Consider the following 22,924-nt stretch of genomic DNA (forward strand, 5'->3'; position numbering starts at 1 on the left):
TCATCTAGCGAATATTTTTGCGGCTTCGTCCATTCTGCGATACGACGAGCCATCATCTTTCAGGAGAATGGACCACCATGTCAGAACATGCCAGCCAGTCTGCACATAATTCCTTCTTTCAGGCACCGCTGAAGAACATTGACCCCGATGTTGCGGCCATTTTGAACGATGAGCTCGTACGTCAACAAGACGGTATCGAGCTTATTGCGTCAGAAAACATGACGTCCTTCGCGGTTATGGAGGCGCAGGGTTCAGTCCTGACCAACAAATATGCAGAAGGTCTGCCCGGTAAGCGTTACTATGGTGGATGCGTTGACGTAGACCGCGTCGAACGCCTCGCGATTGAACGCCTCACAAAGATCTTCGGAGCGGAATTCGCGAACGTCCAGCCGCACTCTGGCGCAAACGCGAATCAGGCTGCGTTCATGGCAATGGCTGCACCGGGAGATACAATCCTTGGCATGAGCCTTGCGGCGGGTGGCCATCTCACACACGGTGCCGCACCAAATTATTCTGGTAAATGGTTCAACGCCGTACAATATGGCGTACGCGCTGAGGACGGCCTCATCGATTATGAGGAAATGGAAACGCTTGCACGCGACCATAAGCCTAAAATCATTGTTGCAGGCAGCTCCGCCTATCCTCGCGTTATTGATTTTGCACGCTTCCGCAAAATTGCTGACGAAGTCGGTGCCTACTTGATGGTCGATATGGCTCATTTTGCAGGTTTGGTCGCTGCGGGCCTTTATCCAAACCCTGTCCCGTACGCTGATATTGTTACGTCAACGACGCATAAAACACTGCGTGGCCCACGTGGCGGTATTATTTTGACCAGCAATCCAGAGCTGGCAAAAAAAGTAAACTCAGCAGTATTCCCAGGTCTGCAGGGTGGCCCGCTGATGCATGTCATCGCCGGTAAAGCTGTTGCATTTGGAGAAGCTCTGAGCGAGTCCTTCAAGGAATACCAAACACGCGTTTTGGCGAATGCCCGAGCCCTTGCCGATGAACTGAAAAAGCGTGGTTTTGATATCGTTACAGGCGGTACTGACAGCCACTTGGTCCTCGTGGATCTGCGCCCAAAGAAAGTCACTGGCAAGCTCGCTGAGAACATCCTTGAAAAGGCTGGTATCACCGCCAACAAGAACTCAATCCCGTTTGACCCAGAGAAGCCATTCGTTACATCAGGCATTCGTTTGGGTAGCCCTGCAGCAACAACGCGCGGCTTCGGCGAAGAAGAGTTCCGCACTGTTGCCCGTATGATCGACGAGGTCCTGACAGCGGCTCTGGAAGAAGATAATGCTGATGCAGTCGCTCAGCGCGTACACGAAGAAGTAAAGGCTCTGTGCCGCCGCTTCCCAATCTACACGCAAGCATCAGCCTAAATAAAAAATCAGCTTGCGGTCCGGCGTCCTAGCCGGACTGCAAGCTGCCCGATACGCGGCCTATGATTAGGGACGACTAAGATGCAGTCATCATAAGGCGTATAAATCAAATCTCGTCCGTCACGCGCAATAAGTGTCCCCGCCCGCGATATGCATGAGTGTCCTCTCCAGCATTGGGTGAAGGCAAACTCTGCGCTACGCGCAACAACATTATCCGTGACAGAAACACACTGCACCGCTTGAGACGCAACGTGATGATTTAGATGCAGTGCTTCTGCATGCTCTAAAAAAGCCTGAACAGTGTGGTTCATCACCGTCAAAGTCTCTTGGTGCCAATGCTGTCCAGCCTCAAGCAAACACCCACGACCAGCACCAACTGTTGCAGCAAAACGATCGTAATCAATCAGGCGCGCACCGCTTTGATGCCCAAGATCCGTCACAACGCAGGAAGGCACATCTTTAATCGTCGCTAAATTACGCGCGAAATCTGCCGAACGTTTCGCATAAGGCGCGATAAAAAAGGGGTCTGAACTCCATAAAGTTGAGTGCAGATCGAGCAACAAATCAGCACGGCGGATAAACGGCTCTATTTCCCGCGCTCGCGATAGTTCGAGACTGCTTTCGTTGCCCCGCAGCCTCTGCATTGACCAGACACGGTTCATGTCCTCTTCGAGATAGCGCGCGGCAAGGGGGTTTTGACTTTGGAAGAAACCAAATGCTTTGAGATTGGCTAAAATCAGAGTTAGCCGCCCAGCTGCTGGTGCTGACTGGGTTACTCTCAAACGCTCTAATGCATGACCACCTGCAAATTCGTTGCCATGCATCAAAGCAATTATCACACATTCGGGGCCTGAGCGCCCAGTATCATGGGTGATAACGCCCGGTATGCCTGTGTTTGTATTACGCCATGCGTCTAGGTTTGGTAGGGGAAGGTTGATTGGAGGCAAACTGACAGGGCTGTGCCGAACGAACAGTGTCTCACTAAGTTCGGACTTGCGGATGCGAATTGGATAATGCCTCTGACCAGCCTTACAACTCATGCCCCTTTGCACCTCGTTTAACGAAATCGCGTATCATGCGATCACAACGCGCTAACTGATCACGCGTTACAAATTCATCTGGTTTATGCGCCTGTGCTATGTCTCCTGGGCCACAGACGATACTTGCCATTCCTGCACGTTGGTAAATTCCGCCTTCTGTGCCGTAGGACACATGCCCAGCGGAATTACGTCCCGTGATTTGCTGAGTGAGCAATGTCAACGAATGGTCAACGGGTAGGGCTAATGGCGGCAGATTGCATAGGGCCTCGAAGCGGATACCACCTTGTGCACTCTGCGTTTTAAGAGACTGTTCCAAGGGAGCTAGCTTGGCCTTCAAGCTTTCAAACATTGCTTGGCCTTCATCACCCGGCACGTTACGCCACTCTACGTCAAAAAACGCATATTCAGGGATGATATTTAAGATAGATCCACCTGATGCGACCCCCACTTGCATCGTCGTATAAGGCGGCTCAAACCCCGCAACACGCTGCCCTTCCAGCGCCAAGCGTTCTGCTTCGTCTGCGCAAAGAGCAATTGCACGTCCCATCGCGTGCAAAGCGTTGCTCCCGGCTTCCGGGTTGGACGAATGGCCCGGCGTACCATGAAAATGAATTCTGACTGCAAAGCGCCCTTTATGCGCAACGATTGGCGCCAAAAGACTAGGCTCACCAACAATACAGCGTTCGGGAAGCAGTCCGTCCGCTGCGAGGTCGGACATGATCTGGCGTGCACCATCGCAGGTAATTTCTTCGTCGCACGTAAAAAGCAGATGCACCGGTTCATCATTGGTGAGCTCTTTAATATCCGGCACCGCTGCAAGCATGCAGGCTACGAAGCCTTTCATGTCTGCCGCTCCGCGCCCGTAGAGCCTGCCATTTTCTTCCCTGAGCGCAAATGGGTCAGATGACCAATCCTGCCCGTCTACCGGTACACAGTCTACATGGCCTGAAAAAGCTAAACCGCCAGATCGGACTGGGCCAATAACCGCATGCAGATTCCATTTCTCGGCCCCTCCGTCGGGGCCAGGGTAACGCTTAAACGTTACACCATGAGCAGAGAGATATGCCTCAATCCATGAGATGATATCCGTGTTGCTTTTAGCGCTCGTCGTATCGAATGAGACGAGGGCTGCCAGAATCGCCTCTGCTTCGGCGGGAACATTATGCGGATCAATCATGGCTTCATTCTCAGCACATTTAGATTAATCCGCATACCCAACGTTCCTTATCGGTCTGGCGCGTCTTCCGTCACAATCCGTACGCGCTGTCCTGTTTCTTTCTCAACGTCTCTCAGCAAATGCCGCTCTTGTGGGTCAAGCAGCGTCAGAGCAATACCGCGCTTGCCTGCTCGTGCTGTACGACCAATACGGTGAATATAGGCTGGTACGCTAGTCGGCATATCAGCGTTAATCACGCACTCCACGTCAGGGATATCAATACCACGTGCGGCGATATCCGTCGTTACCAAAACCTGCACTTGCCCTTCACGAAAGCGCGTCAGAGCACGAGCGCGTGCTCCCTGCGTGCGGTCGCCGTGCAAGGTTTCAACGGACAGACCGCTACGGGCCAGAGACCGGCCAAGTGTTTCTGCACCCTGCTTCGTTTGCACGAACACCATGGTACGCCCCGTAAAATGCCCCAAAAGCTTTTTCGTAACAGCAACCTTGTCGTCTTTCGTCACGAACAACGCACGCTGCCGAATGCGTTGCGGCGTTGCGTCTTCCGTCTCGACTTCAATTCTTACAGGGTCCTGCGTAACGCGCTTTGCCAATGCCATAACGGGCTCGGGCAATGTAGCAGAGCAGAAAACCGTTTGAGGCTGAATGTCTGGAAAATGTGTGCTGAGCGCCGTCATGGACTCGGTAAATTCGTCGTCTAACAAGCGGTCAGCTTCATCAAGCACGAGGTAGCCGATCTGGTCGATCACCAGGTCACCTTGCACCACAAGATCCAGCAAACGTCCATGTGTCGCCACGATAATATCAACGCCATCTTCCAACCCGCGTAATTGCTGCTCACGGGGAGTGCCCCCACAAATGACGCGAGTTTTGATGGGTAAACGCCGCCCTAATTGGCGGCAAACAGCGGCAGCCTGTGCTGCAAGCTCACGAGTTGGCTCCAATATCAGAGCCCATGGACCCTGCGTTTCGAGCCCTTGTTCTTTCCGGCGCGCCAAGGCCTCAAGCATTGGGAGCACGAATGCAGCTGTCTTGCCACTTCCAGTCTGCGAAGCAATGAGGACGTCTTTTCCCCTCAGTAACGGAGGAATAGCTCGCGTTTGAATAAGACTTGGTTTTTTAAGCCCTGCAGATTCAACCGCAGCGAGCAGGGCCTCATTTAAGCCGAGCGCCTCGAAAGAAACAGATGGAGTGGGTACATTAGAGATTGTCATGGCGTGCATCTTGCCAAATTACATCCCTTCGAGGCAATTCGACACTGACTATGATTGAAAGAAAATTCTTGGAGCGTACATGTTAGCCACCATTATCGCGGAAGATTTCGCTGGAATGCGTACGCAAGGGGTTGGTTTGGCGGAAACAGCCGGGTGGCAATGGCAGTTTAGCCCGGTTAAAGCACGCCCTCTATGGTCCAAGTGCTCATCACGTTTTTGGCCGAGGCCTCTGAATTGCATTGAACCCATCCACATTGCCCCCGAAAGTCGAGTGATTATCGGCGTTGGTGGAACCGGCGGCATTGTCGGGCGAACGCTGGCTCAAAAATATAAATTACCTATCGTTCAAATCCAAAACCCTCGACGCAAATTTAATGCTTTCGATGTGATTATTGCCAACCCCCATGATGGCATTGAGGGTGAAAATGTTTTGATCTCGCGCAATGCGCTTCACCCTGCCACACCCCAAAAATTGGCGCATGCCCGAGAGAGATGGTACAAATTCCTTAAACCGGATGAGCGTCCCTTACTGGCTGTCTTGATCGGCGGTGCTAACGGGCGTTTCTTATTAGGCGCTCGTGAAGCCGCGCAGTTAGCGGATGATATTATTGCTTACACCCACCAGCACGCCATGCAGACTGTTCTCACACCATCTCGCAGGACCAGCCCTGAGGCCCTTTCTGTTCTGCGTGAACGCCTTACACCTCACAACATACGCATTGAGACAGGTGAGGGAGACAAGAACCCTTATATGGGAATGCTAGCCTGTGCTGATATGATTGCTGTCACTACAGACAGCGTATCCATGATATCAGAAGCCGTGGCTACACCCGCGCCGGTCCTCATTTTGCCGCTCCCAGGTCGTTCAAACCGTATTGGTCAATTTATACGAGCACTTGAAAAAGACGACCGTATCCGCCCATTTGCACTTGAACACACGTCATGGGCGGTTCACCCGCTTGACGACACACCGGACATTGCGAAAGAAATGTGCCGGCGTTTGAAGCTCTGAAAGGCCCATCCTTCATGCTCGATATCCGTACATTTGGCCCCAATGGCGGTAACGTTCTTTATAAAGCCTTGGCTCACCCTGTTGCAGCCGAGGCACTGAGCGCGATGGAGAAACGCCTTTCAGGGTCAAAAATCGTTATCTATGACCCTGATGACGCTGTGCGCACATTTATCGCACTTTACCCGGGTTTGAAGCCCCACACCGTTTTGACGCATGATACTGAGCGGGTCGGTAAAGATGATGGCTATGGCGGCTGTTACCGTGCCCTCTTGGACCTGCCCAGTATCGACGCCGATATTGTGCTAGCTCTCTCATTTGACGATGCCAAAATTCGGGGACGTCTTGCCAAGCTGCTTGGCAGCAAAACGTTGGAGACACTTGCTCCGGCTCGCTTACCAGACACAATGGTTGTACGGGGGCGGCCATATCTCGACAAACTCAATTTTGCGACCAATTTTGCATTTTTCCGCGATGACGATGCTTTTTCTACGCGGATCGTAACCGCGAATTATTGGTCCAACTACCAAAGCCAAAATTTGCGTTACTGGATGCGGCTTTTCGACCAGTCAGGCGCTGTCATCGCCGAATGGGAAATGCCCGTAGAGCGCGCTAACGCAGGCATCGTTATCGATAGTTCTGACGTTAGGGAGCGCTTCAAACTGCCGCCCTTTACCGGACAGCTTTTCATCCATGTTCTTGGCGCGCGTGGACATGACGTCGTAAAATATGCTCTGGACATATTCGGCAAAGCAGGCAACCCGAGCCTTTCGGTAACGCATGATGCGAATGCTTGGCCGTCTGTCCGTTTTGCTACTCTTCCCGCTCCGGCACCAGATGAGACCATTACCGTTTGGGTGCAAAACAGCCACGGCACGACCATTCCAGCGGGCGAAATTACCTTTAATACTATGGGTAAAGAGGACCATCGCGCCGTCGACCGTGCTATAGGGCCCTTTGAAACGGTAGCCGTCGACATCGGTAGCCTTTTTCCTGACGTTCAATGGCCATCTCAGCTGGAGATGCGGCCGAAACGACATCTGGTACGTCCGCGCTATGAAATACGGGAAGGGGGACGGACACGCATTGCACATCTCAATGTTGAAAGAGATAATATAAAGCCTGATCCGGCTATCCGCGCTTTATCTCCTTCTTTAGGACGTGGCTTTTTACTCCCGTTTCCAATTTTAGACCCAAAACGCTACACCAGCTTCGTACAGCCCACCCCGATGTCCGAAGAACTCCAATCTCAACCGGTACGTCTGGACATCTTCGATGAAAAGGGGACGCTTGTTGGCTCGCATTTTCTAGGGAACTTGCCGCGAGACCATAAGACATCCATTGCCCTGCATGAACTCACGGACAAGCCCGGTCACGCCGACCTCGTCTATGACTTCCGCGACGGCGGTGACGGCGATGGTTGGCTGCATGCGCTGATGCGTTACCGCGATACCACATCACAGCACTCGGCCGAGACTAGTTTTGGTGCTCACATCTTTAACACTTTGATGACTTGGCGCTCTGAGCCACAATCATACGCCGGCCCCCCACCGGGCCTGACCACTCGCCTGTTTCTGAAGCTGGGCCACGATGCTTTCAAGAGCTTCTGTTGTCTTATCCACCCCGCCTCAGTTGAAGGTACGGACGCGTCACAAACAACGCTGCTGTTGCACAGTGCGGACGGTACGCTCCTCGCTGAAACTACGCTCCACATTGAGCCTTCAGGCTCATACATGGTGAGACCGCACTTGCTATTTGATGGTGCCCACCTCGATAAGGCCGGTGTTGGTGGATACGTTCTTATCCGCGATTTAACATGCCGTTTGTTTGGCTATCATGGGCTCGAAAATCCAGACGGAGGTTTTTCTTTGGACCACATGTTTGGATTTTAAACCACTCACCTTGGCAACTGGCTGAATAGTCGGTTGTCAAGGCGGCGCATGCTCCAGAAGACTGCTTCCCCCAATGCCCATGCACACGTTACGATCACTGGATAAAGCACCCAACTATAAGCTTCAGTCCCACGCCAGACCGCCAATACACTGAGCACGATGAACATGTGAAAGAGGTAAATTTCGTAGGAGAGTTGCCCTATCCTTCGAAGAAAATAAGTACTTTTCGACGGACGGCCGCCTCTGAGAGCACAAAACACCACGATTAAAGCTGTGCCCAAGACGAAACAAACAACCAAACAACGGCCAAATCTGTCCCACAGGAAGCGGCCGAAAAATAAATCGGGCACCATCAAGAACAAGGCTATGATGGGGAAAAATACAACTATTTTTGTCTGATATTTTAAATGCGGGGCGAGCAAGGAACACACCACACCAAGTGCAATGCAGCCCATCCCTGCGTATGTATTTTGGTCTTGCCAAATGTCGTTTTGGAAATTGTGAGCAATTGCGGCTAAGCCTACAAAAGCAACGCCTATAAGCAAAGGCCAAAACACATACTTCCCAGCACGACATATAAACGGAAAAACGAGGTAAAAAAGCTCTTCAATGGAAAGAGACCATAGGACCGTCCAACTCGCGACGCTCCATCCATGCCGTGCCTGCCAGACGTTAAAATACAGACCCAAAGCCGCCAAGCAGGCTCCTGTTGCTGTCTGGCCTGCTTTATCAAAGCGGTAATCGCCAATATTCAAAGCATTTAGTAGAAGTAAGATTATTATTAAAAGCAAAAGGGGAGGTATAATTCTACGCGCGCGACTGACCAGAAAAGTAATCGGTTTTACAGCGTCGAGAGAGCCGTATCTATCACGCATCCTACTCGAAATCAAAAAACCGGATAGTACGAAGAAAACATATACGGCTTCCGTACCGTTATAGTTCAAGCCAGTTAAAAACCAACGGGGTAGTATGTTGGTGAGGTTACTGTGTGTGAGCGGTATACGAATACCGATGTGATTGCTAAGAACAGCCAGAATGGCCGCCCCTCGCATGCAATCAAGCCTTGCATTACGCTCCACTTTATCCCTCGATACATCATGTTATTTCGAATATCTTCAGGAACTTAGTGACCATAATAAGGCTGTAGCAGGGCAAAAAAGCCACTTGTCACACATAGGACACACTGATAGAACGCCTCCTATGAATGGGCGCATAGCTCAGCGGTAGAGCACTGCCTTCACACGGCAGGGGTCACAGGTTCAATCCCTGTTGCGCCCACCATTCTAAGCAAGAAATTTTTAGAATTAGTACGCCTTTAAGAATTATATTTTCTGGGGCCCTAAGCGGGAAGATTGACGCTTATTCCCTATTTTGAAATAAAGAGTTACATTTCGGAGAATTTATGGTGAAGAAATATTCATTATTTTTCTTATTTTGTGCGCTTCTTTATTCAAAGAATGCTTATTCTGAAACAGATTCGAGTGTTCAATATGGAACATTCGGTACGGGTGTTATGCTTTGCGAGGAATGGATCGAAAATAGCGATAAACAAACGGACATCATAACCAAAGCTTGGGTAGCTGGAGCATTTACAGGGTATGAGAATGCCTGTCGTCTGATGAAGGGGAACTGCGCATATGGAAAGATAACCAGTATGAAGCAGTTATACTTGAGAGCAAAGGCATACTGCCGGATGCACCCAGATAAAAGGGTAGGTGATTCCGCACTCAATGCGTGGATACAAATAGTTCGCGATCCAAATTCTTTTTAAGTTTATATTTTTAATAATTAATTATAATATTATTATTTGACAATATATTGCACATTAATATTTTTGCAAAACTGTTTGCATATTAAATTAAAATGGAGCACAGTCTCGGCTGACGGGTGATTTTGCTTAGGAATGCAAGCGCATGTGGCGCTTTTATTTTCCTGTATTTGTTATGTTACACACAAAAGTCTTGTGCGTGTCCGTCATATGATTGAAGGAGCCTTGTTATGACAACAGGCACCGTGAAATGGTACAATTCTACCAAGGGTTATGGCTTTATTCAGCCAGACACCTCGGGCGATGATGTTTTCGTACATGCAACCGCTCTTGAGGCTGCCCGCATTACAGGACTCAGCGAAGGCCAACAAGTGCACTACGAAACCGAGATCGGTCGTAACGGCAAAACCTCCGCTATAAACCTTCGAGCAGCGTAATTTCTGCTTAAAGTGTTTGTATATAGAAGGCCGCTCTTCGGGGCGACTTTTTCGTATGAAAACCGCCATAGACAGAGCTTACGGCTCGTAAGTAACGCACGCTTTCAGCCTTGCCGTGATCCCCCTAGTCGTCAGGCCTGTTCACGTAACGAGCCGTCAGTAAGCGTCTTACAAGCTTGTTGTTGAGGCTTATCTCTCGAATAAAGTTATAAGGTCCAACAGATCACTTCATAAGGGAGGCGGCGCCACTTATAAAACATTGAAAATAAAATATTTTTTGGAAAACCTCAATAAGGTTATACTTCTATATTCATATCAGTCAAACGCATGCAAACTAGCTTTTCTAAGGCATGGTCGCGACGGTCGCCTAATAAAAGCAGCTTCTGTCGCATGGCCAGAAGAATATCAGATGTAGCGTCGACCACTGCTTTATGCCACCAAGCAAGAGCCTCGTCTTGCTGGCCATTTTCCAGCAATAACGTCGCGTAATTGTGCTGACCGCGGTAGTCTCCGCTTTCTGCAGACAATTTATACCATTTTGCAGCCGCCGCCCGATCTTGGGCTACAATCCAGCCTTCTTCTAGAAAGCGCGCATATAAATTTATGGATTTGGCATGCCCTTTATGTGCAGCCTCTTGAAATAATGCACATGCTTTAGCCAAATTGCGTGGCTGACCTATACCCCGCATTACCATAATGCCAAGATTATAACGCCCCCATTCATCACCAGCATGTGCCGCAGCTGCGTAGCATCGCGCAGCTTCCGTCAAATTCTGGGTACAACCCCACCCAAATTGGTAGCAGCGCCCGCGCATATTATAACCCGGGCCAAAACCAGCATTGGCAGCACTGGTAAACCACTCAAGTGCCGCCGCAGGGTCTTTAGGAACGTATATGCTTTCAAGAAGCACCTGCCCCCACTGCACGATTTCCAGATGGTGGCCTTTCAGCGCCTTCTGACGAATAGCTTCAATATGTGCAGGAAGGGGAGCGGGGGCCGCACGTTTTTCAGGGCGAGCAAACGCTCTTTTGAAAGCAGACTTCACGTTAAAGAGCCGTATGAAAAAGCCAACACAGGCGCGCGCATATTATAAAGTCACCTGAAAAATATGTACCTAACAGCAGGCTAGGCCGCTTTTACACGACCTAGCCCCGGGCTCAGTAAGTAGCCGAAATATTAGCCAAGAAGGAGCGGCCAACAGAAGGCGTTGCCCGATCCGAGAATAGATTGCTGTAATTTAGGCGGTTATCAAGGTTATAACCGTTAAGAGCGATGCGCCAATTCTTCCCGAAATTATGGGAAATAACAGCGTCCCATTCAACCGTAGCAGGGACACGGGCTGTATTGGCAGCATTCAACCAAACACCGTCGCGCCACGTTAATCCACCGCCAAAAGTGACATTCCACGGACGGTTAGGTGCAATGGTGTATGTTGACCAAATGGTTGCTGAATTCTTCGGGGCGTATTGGATACGCTTACCAACATTCGCAGCCGTGAGCGAGCTGACAGTCGTTGCGTCGTAGTATGCGTACGTACCGATCATCGTCCAGTTTTTCAGGATTTCTCCAGAAGCACTCAACTCAACACCTTGGTTACGCTGACGATCACTCGACGACGAAACTGTACCGGTTGACGCGTCCGTCATAAGAGCATTGCCCTTTTCCAAACGGAATACTGATGCTGTAAAGCCCATACGCCCGTGGAAGGCGTTATACTTTGCGCCCAACTCGTAAAGACTGCTGCGTTCCGGGCTGAAACCCTGCGTAGAAGACTTTAAAGGCTCGGAGCTGTTGGTCACATACAAACCCAATGGCGTGGTCGACTGAGCCCAGTTGAAATACACCATCACATCGCTGGTCGGCGTATACATCAGGCTAACCGTTGGGTTAAACGTGCTCTGCATCTGACCGTAAGATACTCCGGCTCCCGTCGTACCTTCATTAGCAGAATAGTGGCTATCCCAATGATCCCATCGGAAACCACCGCGCACGGAGAACCACGGCGCAAGCCAGATTTGATCCGAGAAAAACGCACCAACATCCGTTGCATCCCCGGTTTTATAAAGAGCATGCCCAACACCGGAAATATTAACGAGATTTTTGCTGTATTGACCTACAGTCCCCAAAAGAAGACCAGGCTGCGTTGAGGACGGATTAATCAGACTTGTAGTATCCGATTGCGTACCATTCAAACCATTGAAATTATAGGCATAATTTGTACGTCTGTCGTAGACGTGCGCAATATCAACACCGGCAATAACCTCATGACGCAAGCGGCCCGTTGAGAATTTAGCTACGCCAGAGAAGACGTCCTGCACAGACCAGTCATTTTGCTGGTACGGCTCTGGACCGCCCAGATGCCCACGTCGATTAATGCGCGCTGCAGATGGGTTAGTGAAGAACTCTGCTGCACAGGTCGTATCACACCCCGGCTGTGACGCAGAGAAATAACGACTATACATCCCGCCACGCAGATCGTTGTACAAAGTGATGTATTTGCTCAAATCGAACTTAAGCCGTCCCGTCAGCATATCAACGTTCGAGACATCTTGGTCGTAGGTCGTACCGTACCAATTATTGCGGTTCAGTCCGAACTCCGTTGCGGGCTTTGCAATTGCAGTGCCCGGCTTAGTGATAACTGGCACACCATAATCGGGAATGCGATTATCCGTTTGGTGGAAATATTCGAGTGTAAATGTTGTGCGCTTGCCAAGACCAAACGCAATAGAGGGCGCTATACCCCAGCGATGTGAATACACATCGTTTCGACCGACTGTATTGTTCTCATTACCCATTCCAGTAATACGGACAGCCGTTGATTCACCAATTTGCTTATTAAAATCGAGAGTGCCGCGTGCATAATCACCTGAGCCACCCGACAGGCTGGCTCCGTAACTGTCTCCCAAATGGGCAACCTTGGTCGTGATATTAATGGCACCACCAGTCGTACCGTTTCCGAATACTTCGGACGAGGGGCCTTTAATAACAGTTACATGGTCGTAATCGAAGCTATCACGAGTATAGACACCAAAGTCCCTAAGGCCGTTTTCATAAATATCGTTTTGTGCTTGAAAACCGCGGATCAAAAACTGATCGCCAGCCATCCCGCCTTCACCCTCACCAACGGAGGCCGTGATGCCCGGAACGTTACGGAGGGCTTCATCCAAAGACTTTACGTTCTGCTGCTCCATAAGAGCTTTCGGCACGACGTTAATTGTCTGAGGCGTATGCAATACATCTTGCGGCATACGGCTGATACCCATAGGGGCCTGCAAAATGTTCATCGGAGAGGCCACAACGTGCAGATACTCTGTCTCTGCTGCGGTGGCTTCCATACTGTTTGGCACAGCAGTCGGGGTTGCTGGTACTGCCGGCGCTACTTTCTGCGGCACTGCTTTCGTCGCTGCAGTGCTGTTCAAAAGTTGAGCGCGCTTAGTCGATGGATGCCGCACTTTATGATGGTGAACAGCTGCTTGAGCGTTAACACCAGAACACACCAATGTCAGACCAGCTGCTAAGGACAACGAGCCCAAAGGTCGCATGGAAGATTTTAAATGCATTTCACTGAGATCCTGCAAAAAAAATAAAGCTGGGTCTTTAAAACTCAAGTGATAATGATTCTCAATGTTGAGATGGGGTATTTTTACATTTTAAGAAATAAATTAGACATAATGTGACATATTAGGCGCAGATAAAATTTAGAAATAAATTTAAAATAAATACCCACCACTTAATAAAAAAACTTTTATAATAAAGAAAATAATAATATATTTTTATTATTATATATTTAAATTAATTTTAATAATTAGTTATTTGTTTGTATTTTTATTAAAAATTACTGGTTTTTATATTTTTCTACCAAGATTTTGCTTTTATTATTTCAGATATACATGTCGTATATCGACCAGAGCGGAATGCAGATCGTGGAATCCAGTTCTGTTTTATACCGATAGAGGAGGCTCGAAGAGTCCCGGTGCCGAACCGGGCGTTAATATGATCCATTATTTTCATAGCCATCTTCGACGTTTCAGGCTGTCGCTTCATGAACAATTCACTTTGCATGCCCATGGGTCGTAGGTCCGTTAGGATAACCCCCGCTTTGAAATAACGATAATGAGGCAACCACGCGGCTTTACCAAAAACTGCCGCATGTTGGATCAGGTCGCGCGTATCCGACGTAGGTTCGATATTCCCACCAATATGCTTGTAATATTTAGGGTCGCTACTGTTTGGGTTCGTTTGAAGAAAGACCGATATATGCGCAGCCTCCAGATTTTCAGACCTTAGCTTTTCAGCTGCGCGCGTTGCGTAGCATGCAAGGGCTTCACGGATCTCGTTCCATTCCGTCAAAAGCCGCCCGAATGTTCTGGTCGATGCGATGCTCTTCCGCGCGGATGCAACATCCGACAGCGCAAGACATGATTGTCCCTTAAGCTCAGCCTGCACACGCGCACCAACGACCGTAAGTAATTTTCGCGCTACCTTGGGATCAAGCTCGACGAAATCGGCAATGGTTTGAACGCCCATCATTTGGAGCTTTTTAACGGTTTTACGCCCGATACCCCAAACTTCTTCGATACTTGTAACGGCGTACCATTCCTGACGGATTTGCACGTTCGTCAGGTCGCAAAGTCCACCAAAACGCATGCTGCTCTTAGCAAGGCCATTGGCGAGTTTGGCAATAGTTTTAGTGGGCCCCCAACCTATACAAGTAGGGATTTTAGCGTGGCACCACACAGCATCACGTATTTCTGCGCAGCGCTCATGCAAATCGCCTGGCAAAGCATCAAGGTCCAAGAACATTTCATCGATAGAGTAGGGCTCTACCGTAGGAACATGATCTTGCAGCACCTCGTACATCCGGCGCGACATATCTGCATACAAAGCATAATTTGATGAGTACCACGCTACCGACCGTACTTCGGGCCTTTGACGAGCAATATGCCAAGGCTCCCCCATTTTAACCCCGAGGACTTTGGCTTCGCTGTTATGCGGAATTGGGAGGACGATACACACACCTCCTGCTAGCATGCCAACGTGGAGGTCGCAGTCATGTCGCAGAAAACAGTGCACCAAGCGGAAGCTCAGATTGAAAGCTGGATCGCATTGCAGCGCGATCTCGGTAAAGCACCCAATACTGTTATTGCTTATGGAAGAGGGGTGCGCGATTTTGCCGCATTCTGCTGCATGGAAAGTTTCGACCTCCTTGAAGCGCGGAAAGGGACCATCGCTGCGTATTTGCATCACCTGCGTTCCCGCCCCCCGAGGGGCGGGAACGCAGGTGATGCAGGTCATGCATGCGCCACGTCTCCTATAATGGCAAACGCCTCATTGCGACACAGACTAACGATTATCCGACTGTTCTATGACCACCTTGTAGAAGAGGGGCTGCGCGGCACAAACCCCGTACCTCGCGGCCTCCGAGGAGCTATTGATGGATCCCGCCATCAGGGCGCACGTGGCCTAGTACCAGTCCACCGATCCCTTCCATGGATTCCTTCTGAAGAGCAGTGGCTAACAATCTTAGAGGCAGCACGAAGCGAGCCGATCCGCAACCGTCTCATGTTAGCATTCGCCTATGACTGCGCACTAAGGCGTGAGGAGCTATGTGCGTTAGAAACTTCAGACATAGATCCTGCGCAGAAATTGATAACGATCCGCGCTGAAACAACAAAAACAAAAGCTGGCCGCGTCGTCCCTTACTCTGCTGTTACAGGGGAGTTACTTACCGTATACCTTCGCGAACGTCGTGCCCTGAGTCGATCAAGAGGGCCACTCTTCCTATCGACCTCTCCACGAAATCTAACGATGCCAATCACCAAATGGACTTGGTCGAAAGTCGTGCGTGCCTTGGGAGTGAGGGCCGGCGAGCCGAAGCTCAGCACCCACACGATGCGGCATCTGTGTCTGACGGATCTGGCTCGGGTAGGATGGGACATACATGAGATCGCTCGATTTGCTGGCCATAGAAGTGTACAGACCACACTGCTTTATATTCACCTCAGCGCGCGCGACCTTTCGGCTAAGTTTGCTGCAACCGCTGCGGAACTACACGAAGCGCGACTTGCCTCAATCATGGAGGTACCACAATGAGTATGTGCACTGATAAGTCCGCACCGTCTAGCAACGACTTCTGGGAAGCTACGCTCCCAACTGAACGATCGCCTGATCTGTCAATGCCTGAACACAATGCTTTGACCATTCTGGAGGAGCTGTTTGCTAAGCACCACACTCAACGACCGAAGAAGATCGCCTCCGATCTACAGCGACTTTTATTCCCTCTTGAAGCCGCCCTTGACCGCATAAAGACCGCAGCCGCTCCTAGAAACTCTGCATTGCGGGTAATGATGCAAGAGCTCATCATACGGCGGCGGGCATACTGGGCATGGTCTCAAAATGATTGGAAGGACGTGTTGGGCGCAACCGAAGGCGCGTTTCATAAGCGCAATGGCTGCCACGGTAATTGCCGACAGTATGTTATGATGATCGCCTATCGCCTAGGAGGCTTCGACCGCCTAGAAGACGTTGGAACCTTTTTCCAGTATCGATTAGCTTTGAAGGTGTTCGGTCGCAAAGATGTCGATGCGGTAGACGAGCGAGTACGGAATGAGATGCGTTCAATGGGCTTTCAGTCCAAAACGCCTCGTGGTCTGAGGTCTGCACTTTACTCCGCGTTGCTTTATCAAAGGTCGAGCCGTCTAGAGGATGTAACGCTCAAAACTTTGCGTCGCGTAGCGTCAAGCGATGTAAAAAGTATTCGCACGGGTGCGGCCTCTCTTTCGCGAGTATTGGAACGGCTAGGAACGATCGAACGAGGTTTTTGTCTTCGACAGGAAGAACGCCGACGCCCACCAGACGAACGTAAAGCCATCGAGGGCGTCCCTGACGAATGGCTGAGCTGGTGTGATCGATGGCGTGTAACTACTACCGCTGCTCCATCTTCGGTTACGAGTATTTATTATGGCATTCTCAAATGTGGTCGATGGCTTGGAGATCAGCATCCGGATATCCAATCACCAGCGCAATGGGATCGAGCACTTGCGCTCGAATATGCTGCCGTCGTCATGAAAATGCGGATAGGTGATTGGGCGACGCCGGCCGGTGGCTCTACGTGCAGAATCGGTGAGCCTATGAAACCATCAGCAATTGCCGCCAACCTCCGTTGCATAAGAGCCTTCTTTAACGACTTGCAGGGATGGGAATGGATTGCGCGCCGCTTCACTCCAGCACAAACGCTTGTGCCGTCTCGCAGCATATTGGCAAAAATTGGTCCGGCGCCTCGGGTTATTGCCGATGATGTCTGGGCAAAACTGATATGGGCTGCTTTGAACTTAACGAAAACGGATCTTCAAGATCGGTCAAAGCGTGTGGGATGGGCAGACCAGCCACCTCGTTATCCTCTCGCCATGGTACGTGCAGTGGCAACTTTATGGCTGTTCGGCGGTCTAAGGCGCGACGAGATCTACCGCATGCGAGTGGGTGGAATACGATGGTCACCCTCTGCGGACGGCGAGAAGACTTCTCAGACCTGTCTCTTAGATGTGCCAGTCAACAAAACTAGCCGTGCCTTCACCAAACCCGTGGACCCTATCGTCGGAACGGCAATCGAGAAATGGGAGGCCGAACGACTACCGCACCCATACTCTGTCGATGATAAAACCGGCGAGCGGGTCAACTGGCTTTTCGTTTATAAAGGACGCCGTATGGGTGCCGCCTACATCAATCGTGCCCTCATTCCACTCTTGTGCGCCAAGGGTGGTGTGCCTGAAAGAGACGCTCGCGGACGGATCACCAGCCACCGGGCTCGGGCAACAATCGCAACGCAACTCTTTAATGCGAAAGAGCCGCTGTCGCTATTCGAGCTCCAAGCTTGGCTCGGCCACACCTCGCCGCAAGCAACGCAGTATTACGCGGCCGTTACGCCTACGAAGCTAGCCCGGTCGTTCGAACAAGCTGGTTACTTCGAGCGCAACATACGCACGATCGAAGTGCTTATCGATCCGGCGGCGCGACAGACGAGCCCCGAAGGCTCTGCAGAACCTTGGCAGTATTATGACCTAGGGCACGGCTATTGCACTTATGATTTCTTTGATCAGTGCGCGCACCGTATGGCGTGTGCCAAATGCTCATTTTACGAACCAAAAGAGTCGGCGCGCATGCAGGCTCTGGAAGCGCAAGGTAACCTCAAAAAAATGTCTCAGAATATCCCCATGACCCCAACGGAACTAGAAGCTGTGAATGAGGGCGAGCGGTTGATGGCAGCCTTGGTCGCTGGCCTGGAACATGTGCAAACCCCAGACGGAAGGACGCGTCAGCAGATCGAAGCAAAGAACTCAGGAGTGCCCTGAGACGAAGACTCAATATGGACCCCTATTACAAAGTTAGGTTCAGGGCGGAAATATCCCAGTTGATTGATGTTTCAGACGTTATAAATTCCGAATTGTCTTTCGATTAAACGCACGTCCCCCATGATGCCGCCTTGGAACAAGAAGAATTTGGCCTGTCTTTTTTTAGGGCTCGCATGACCTCGAAACCTTTCACGGTCGCATAAGCAGTTTTCAGGCTTTTGAAGCCCCGAACCGGTTTGATCAGTTGTTAAGTCTGCCGCGATTAGCTTCGATCACGCTGTTTAGATATTTTGAACTGCCCCGGGCCTTCTGGAGACGTTTTTATCGGAATTAAGCGGCTAAAGCATGCGTTAAATTCTATTGGTAGAGGCGTGCTTCAGCCTCTGCGGGTGTGATATTACCGATGGACGAGAGAATACGGCGATTATTGAACCAATCGACCCATTTGAGGGTTGCAAGTTCAACGTCGCGTTTTCCTTTCCATGGCCCTTGCCGATAGATCAGCTCGGTTTTGTAGAGACCGTTAATCGTCTCTGCGAGCGCATTGTCATAGGAATCCCCGACACTGCCTACGGATGCGACAAGCCCTGCTTCGGCAAGGCGTTGTGTGTAGCGCAGACTGGCATATTGACTGCCGCGATCGGAGTGATAGGTGATTGAGAACCTACGGGATTTCGCGTGGCTAATACTTGTTCCAAAGCATCAAGAACAAACGCGGTTTCAGCACTGGACGAGACGCGCCAGCCAACGATCACACGGGCAAACACATCAATGATAACAGCAACATAAACAAAGTCTTGCCGTGTAGAGACGTAGGCAAAGTTAGACACCCATAATTGGTTTGGGGCAGGAGCCCAAAACTGGCGGTGTACCAGATCCTCTGGGCAGAGGTCATGCGGCGTCAGGCCGCGTGGTTTTGAACTATTTTCCGCGCACAGCCCCCTTGAGGTCCATGCGCTTCATTAAACAACGTGCCACCGTGATTTTCTCACGTTTGAGTTGATGCCAGACTTTACGAGCCCCATACACACAGAAATTCTCGGTCCAAATTTGTCGAATATGCGTGCACAGTGTTTCATCCCTTTGAGCGGTGTGTTGTTATTGCCGTTACGAGATCAGCGATCGCGACCTTGAAAGCATGTTAGCTGAGCGCGGCGTGAGTGTTGATCATTCAAGGATTTACCGCCGGGTCCAGCGCTATGCGCCGGAGATGGAAAAGCGCCTTCAGTGGTATTGGAAACGTTCAGGATTTTCCAGCAACTGGCGGATGGATGAGACTTACATCAAGGTCAAAGGACAATGGGCGTATCTATCCCGTGCTGTCGGTAAAAACGATGATACGATTGATTTCTTATTCTCACCAACCCAAAACGCCAAGGCGGCCAAACGCTTTTCGGGCAAAGCTTTGAACGGTCTGAGGGGGGATAAAAGCCCGAAAACCGCTTATGCAACCATTAAAGACTTCGAGGTCATGAAAACTCTGAAAAAGGGACAAGCTAAACTCTTCCAGTTCCAAGAGGCTATCATGGGAGAAGTGCGTCTCATCGAGAGCTAATTCAGCTTCTAAAACGTTTTAATATCAAAACAAATGAGATTCACTCAACCCAAACCCAACTTTGCAACAAAGTCCTCTGACATGCTGGACCGCAGGCCGCAGTCGCTTTTCTTCAGACGGGCATAAGAACTCTTTCGTCTCCCTAAAGAGAACGACATCGCTCAATTACTTAGTATACAGCCTAGATTAGTGCGTCGATCTCTGAGAGCCGGAAAACTCGAATCACGGTGGGAGACGATGACACAAAGCAACTTCACGAAAAGATGACCGTTCTCTTGCTGTAAGTCCCGCGTGTAGTAAGGCGGCGCTGTAAGAGGAGAAACCTTTGGGAACGATCGACGTCTCAAACGCTACGCAGAATAATCTGCGCGGGGTCTCGATTTCCATTCCTGTAGGAAAAATCACGGCATTCACGGGCGTCTCGGGTTCGGGAAAATCCTCACTCGTTTTTGGCGTGCTGGCTGCCGAATCCCAGCGGCAGCTGAATTTCACTTATCCCACTTATGTCCGAAATCGGCTGCCCCATGGAGGCACACCTCAGGTCGATCATATCTCTGGCCTGTCGACCGCCATCATTATCGACCAAAAACCTCTTGGCACGAACCGTCGCTCGACCGTCGGTACCGCGACGGACGCGGCACCGCTGCTGCGCCTAATCGTTTCGCGCATGGGGTCACCGTTCGTCGGCTATTCCCACGTCTTTTCCTTCAACGACAAGGCCGGAATGTGCCCACGATGTGAGGGGTTAGGTGAGACAATTGATCTGGACGAAAGCGAACTAATCGATTTTAACAAGTCGATCAATGAGGGTGCGTTTACTTTCAGCGGCTATGCAGTCGGCACTTGGTACTGGAAATGGTACAAACGCACAGGCTTGTTTGATGCCGATCGTAAGTTATGCGACTATGCCGCGGAAGATCTCGACCTGCTGCTGTATGCCGAGCCAAAGCCACTGAAAAACCCGCCTCCTGACTGGTATGCGACCGCCAAATATGAAGGCGTGGTGCATCGTTTCCGTCGCATGTATCTTGGTAGTAGGCAAACCACGCATAAAGGTCAGATCGCTCGCGATCTGGAACGCATTATTCATCGCACGACATGTCCGGTGTGCAAGGGCGCTAGGCTAAACGCGGCGGCGCTGAGTTGCAAGATCGATGGGCGGAATATCGACGATCTCAGTCGCTTGCCGATTTCGGAGCTGTTGGAGATCGTGGAGGCTTGGCGGGTGCCCGAACTATCGCCCGCCATCGAAAACCTGATCAGTCAGCTGCGCACTCTGGTGGAACTAGGCTTAGGATACCTACAGCTTGGCCGTACGACGCCGACCATCTCGGGCGGAGAAGGGCAGCGGATCAAGATGGTCCGCCATCTCGGTAGCTCGCTGACACGATTTACCTATATTCTCGACGAACCGTCAACCGGTCTGCATCCGCGCGACGTGCGGCACCTTGCTATGATTATTCGCCGCCTACGCGACAAGGGCAATACGGTTTTACTGGTCGAACATGATCCCGACCTGATCGATATCGCCGACTTTATCGTGGACATGGGGCCCGGTCCAGGCGACGAGGGTGGTAACGTGCTGTTCGCCGGGAGACTTGAGGACCTAAAAGCCTCCACGACGCCAACCGGTCTGTATCTGCGCGCATCCCGGAAATTCTCTGCCCCACGCAGACCGCATGGCGACCTGATCCGGGTGCGCAACGCGCGCCGCCATAATTTATGTGGCGTCGATGTGGATATTCCTCGTGGCCTGCTGACAGCCCTGACCGGTGTCGCGGGTTCGGGAAAGAGCTCGCTGGTACATGAGATTTTGGCAGCAGCGCCATCCGCTCAGCTGATCGATCAAAGCCCTCTCCGCGGGAGCATTGCGTCAAGTATCGCGACATACACGGCTGCCATGGATCGTATCCGTGATCTCATGGCGCGGGCCAATCGGGTATCGCGGGGTTGGTTCACCAGTGCTGGTAAAGGGGCGTGCCCGGTGTGCAAGGGGCGCGGCGTGATCGTTACCGAACTTGCATTTCTCGATAGTACCGAGACCGATTGCGAGGCCTGTAGCGGCAGTGGTTTCAACCAGACGGCACTTGGCTTTCACTTTGGGGGCTATAACATAGCCGATATTCTAAGCATGTCAGCCAAGCGAGCGGCTGACTTTCTTGCTCCGCACGCTCCTGATGCTGCAATAGTCCTCGGCCGATTGACGCGAGTAGGCCTCGGACATCTTGCAATCGGACGCTCGACGGCGAGCCTTTCGGGAGGCGAGAGACAGCGGCTGAAACTTTCTTCCTTACTTGATGACGACATCGACACACTTATTCTAGACGAACCAACGACCGGGCTGCATGGTTCGGACGTCACACGTTTACTGGCTCTGTTCCAGGGCCTCGTGGGGCAGGGAAAAACGGTGGTGATGGTTGAACATAATTTGGATGCTATGCTTGCCGCAGACTGGATCGTGGATTTAGGGCCAGAGGCCGGCAGCGGTGGTGGTCAGGTTATGTATACAGGCCCTGCGTCAAAAATATTGAAAGCAAAGCGCACCGCCACCGGAGATGAGCTGCGCCGTTATATCGACATTGATGCGCAGCGCAGGAAAACCGCTTAAAAAAAAGCAGCCAGATTTATTTGAAATCGCGGGGCAACGGCACGCGCACGTCTGTGTCATCGAAGAGCAGTACAGATACTGCCCCCCCAAACCTTAGCGTGCGTTTTCGAACGAAATCTCACCGTTCCCCCAAATGGCCTGCCGCTCGATTTCGCGCAACACAGAACGCAGATTATACGGCTTGCTGACAAAAAAGGCCCGTTCCGGGAGCGATGAATCGTCAGGCTTTAGCATCCCAGAGGCAATCACTAGGACTGTCAGAGGACAGCAATTGCGGACGTGATGGGCAAGCCTAATTCCATCCATCGGGCCAGGCAAATGTACGTCAGTCAAGACCGCTTGAATGATCCCATTGGTCGCTAGTATCTGGATGGCCTCGTCGGCGTTTTCAGCTTCGAAAACGTGAAAACCGCGATCCCTAAAAAAGTCTACAAGGTCGAAGCGAATAAACGGTTCGTCTTCGACGATGAGAATCGTGCGTAATGTCAACGTC

The 22,924-nt window shown here is 51.0% G+C and carries 17 protein-coding genes, 1 tRNA gene and 2 pseudogenes; 10 read left to right on the forward strand and 10 right to left on the reverse strand.

Annotated features, from left to right (window positions below):
• The first annotated feature begins 77 nt into the window (after positions 1 to 77).
• The gene (glyA, locus tag D5366_RS10785) at positions 78 to 1,382 is read left to right on the forward strand and encodes a serine hydroxymethyltransferase (protein WP_141493645.1); all 1,305 of its coding nucleotides are present in this window, start codon (positions 78 to 80) and stop codon (positions 1,380 to 1,382) included.
• Positions 1,383 to 1,390: 8 nt separating this feature from the next.
• Here the strand turns inward: glyA and D5366_RS10790 are convergent, their stop codons facing one another.
• The 3 genes from D5366_RS10790 to D5366_RS10800 are packed head-to-tail and all read right to left on the reverse strand — an operon-like array spanning position 1,391 to position 4,813.
• The gene (locus tag D5366_RS10790; protein ID WP_141493646.1) at positions 1,391 to 2,422 is read right to left on the reverse strand and encodes a M14 family metallopeptidase; all 1,032 of its coding nucleotides are present in this window, start codon (positions 2,420 to 2,422) and stop codon (positions 1,391 to 1,393) included.
• A complete protein-coding gene (gene argE / locus D5366_RS10795) occupies positions 2,412 to 3,599 on the reverse strand; it encodes an acetylornithine deacetylase (protein WP_141493647.1) in 1,188 nt (395 codons plus the stop codon). The genes D5366_RS10790 and argE overlap by 11 nt, the downstream gene beginning before the upstream one ends.
• Positions 3,600 to 3,646: 47 nt before the next feature.
• Complete coding sequence (locus tag D5366_RS10800; protein ID WP_141493648.1) at positions 3,647 to 4,813, reverse strand: DEAD/DEAH box helicase; 1,167 nt, start codon at positions 4,811 to 4,813, stop codon at positions 3,647 to 3,649.
• Positions 4,814 to 4,892: 79 nt separating this feature from the next.
• On the opposite strand from D5366_RS10800, the gene D5366_RS10805 reads away from it, so the two are divergent.
• A complete protein-coding gene (locus tag D5366_RS10805; protein WP_141493649.1) occupies positions 4,893 to 5,825 on the forward strand; it encodes a mitochondrial fission ELM1 family protein in 933 nt (310 codons plus the stop codon).
• A 14-nt stretch (positions 5,826 to 5,839) separates the two neighbouring features.
• A complete protein-coding gene (locus D5366_RS10810) occupies positions 5,840 to 7,714 on the forward strand; it encodes a hypothetical protein (protein ID WP_141493650.1) in 1,875 nt (624 codons plus the stop codon).
• Between the two features lie 5 nt (positions 7,715 to 7,719).
• On the opposite strand, the gene D5366_RS10815 is transcribed toward D5366_RS10810, so the two are convergent.
• Entirely contained in the window at positions 7,720 to 8,766 is a 1,047-nt protein-coding gene (locus D5366_RS10815; RefSeq protein WP_141493651.1) for an acyltransferase family protein, read from the reverse strand.
• Positions 8,767 to 8,920: 154 nt separating this feature from the next.
• On the opposite strand from D5366_RS10815, the gene D5366_RS10820 reads away from it, so the two are divergent.
• From D5366_RS10820 to D5366_RS10830, 3 genes are all read left to right on the forward strand, one after another.
• Positions 8,921 to 8,995: transfer RNA gene (locus tag D5366_RS10820), tRNA-Val, on the forward strand.
• 121 nt (positions 8,996 to 9,116) lie between these two features.
• Entirely contained in the window at positions 9,117 to 9,485 is a 369-nt protein-coding gene (locus D5366_RS10825) for a hypothetical protein (RefSeq protein ID WP_141493652.1), read from the forward strand.
• A 227-nt stretch (positions 9,486 to 9,712) separates the two neighbouring features.
• A complete protein-coding gene (locus tag D5366_RS10830; RefSeq protein ID WP_141493653.1) occupies positions 9,713 to 9,919 on the forward strand; it encodes a cold-shock protein in 207 nt (68 codons plus the stop codon).
• 296 nt (positions 9,920 to 10,215) lie between these two features.
• On the opposite strand, the gene D5366_RS10835 is transcribed toward D5366_RS10830, so the two are convergent.
• The 3 genes from D5366_RS10835 to D5366_RS10845 all read right to left on the reverse strand — a co-directional run bounded on the left by D5366_RS10835 (position 10,216) and on the right by D5366_RS10845 (position 14,936).
• Positions 10,216 to 10,965, reverse strand: coding sequence for a tetratricopeptide repeat protein (locus D5366_RS10835; protein ID WP_141493654.1), 750 nt, complete (start codon positions 10,963 to 10,965; stop codon positions 10,216 to 10,218).
• A 112-nt stretch (positions 10,966 to 11,077) separates the two neighbouring features.
• Positions 11,078 to 13,480, reverse strand: a complete 2,403-nt coding sequence (locus D5366_RS10840; protein WP_141493655.1) for a TonB-dependent receptor — start codon at positions 13,478 to 13,480, stop codon at positions 11,078 to 11,080.
• 295 nt (positions 13,481 to 13,775) lie between these two features.
• Positions 13,776 to 14,936, reverse strand: coding sequence for a Y-family DNA polymerase (locus D5366_RS10845; RefSeq protein WP_240775255.1), 1,161 nt, complete (start codon positions 14,934 to 14,936; stop codon positions 13,776 to 13,778).
• Positions 14,937 to 14,972: 36 nt separating this feature from the next.
• On the opposite strand from D5366_RS10845, the gene D5366_RS10850 reads away from it, so the two are divergent.
• Together D5366_RS10850 and D5366_RS10855 are read left to right on the forward strand one after the other, a co-directional pair.
• The gene (locus D5366_RS10850) at positions 14,973 to 16,013 is read left to right on the forward strand and encodes a tyrosine-type recombinase/integrase (RefSeq protein ID WP_141493657.1); all 1,041 of its coding nucleotides are present in this window, start codon (positions 14,973 to 14,975) and stop codon (positions 16,011 to 16,013) included.
• Positions 16,010 to 18,268, forward strand: coding sequence for a tyrosine-type recombinase/integrase (locus D5366_RS10855; RefSeq protein WP_141493658.1), 2,259 nt, complete (start codon positions 16,010 to 16,012; stop codon positions 18,266 to 18,268). The genes D5366_RS10850 and D5366_RS10855 overlap by 4 nt, the downstream gene beginning before the upstream one ends.
• 71 nt (positions 18,269 to 18,339) lie before the next feature.
• Here the strand turns inward: D5366_RS10855 and D5366_RS10860 are convergent.
• Positions 18,340 to 18,559, reverse strand: a pseudogene (locus D5366_RS10860) (DDE-type integrase/transposase/recombinase); the annotation flags it as partial.
• A gap of 66 nt (positions 18,560 to 18,625) precedes the next feature.
• Positions 18,626 to 19,357 (reverse strand): annotated as a pseudogene (locus D5366_RS12070) (IS3 family transposase); the annotation flags it as partial.
• A 1-nt stretch (position 19,358) separates the two neighbouring features.
• Between D5366_RS12070 and D5366_RS10880 the strand changes: the two are divergent.
• A complete protein-coding gene (locus tag D5366_RS10880) occupies positions 19,359 to 19,823 on the forward strand; it encodes a DDE-type integrase/transposase/recombinase (RefSeq protein ID WP_141493660.1) in 465 nt (154 codons plus the stop codon).
• A gap of 325 nt (positions 19,824 to 20,148) precedes the next feature.
• Positions 20,149 to 22,431 carry an ATP-binding cassette domain-containing protein gene (locus D5366_RS10885; RefSeq protein ID WP_141493661.1) on the forward strand — a complete coding sequence of 761 codons (2,283 nt, stop codon included), beginning with the start codon at positions 20,149 to 20,151 and terminating at the stop codon, positions 22,429 to 22,431.
• 93 nt (positions 22,432 to 22,524) lie between these two features.
• Here the strand turns inward: D5366_RS10885 and D5366_RS10890 are convergent, their stop codons facing one another.
• Positions 22,525 to 22,920 carry a response regulator gene (locus D5366_RS10890; protein ID WP_205839586.1) on the reverse strand — a complete coding sequence of 132 codons (396 nt, stop codon included), beginning with the start codon at positions 22,918 to 22,920 and terminating at the stop codon, positions 22,525 to 22,527.
• Positions 22,921 to 22,924: the final 4 nt, after the last annotated feature.

The sequence above is a fragment of the Neokomagataea tanensis genome (genome assembly GCF_006542335.1).
GTDB lineage: Bacteria > Pseudomonadota > Alphaproteobacteria > Acetobacterales > Acetobacteraceae > Gluconobacter > Gluconobacter tanensis.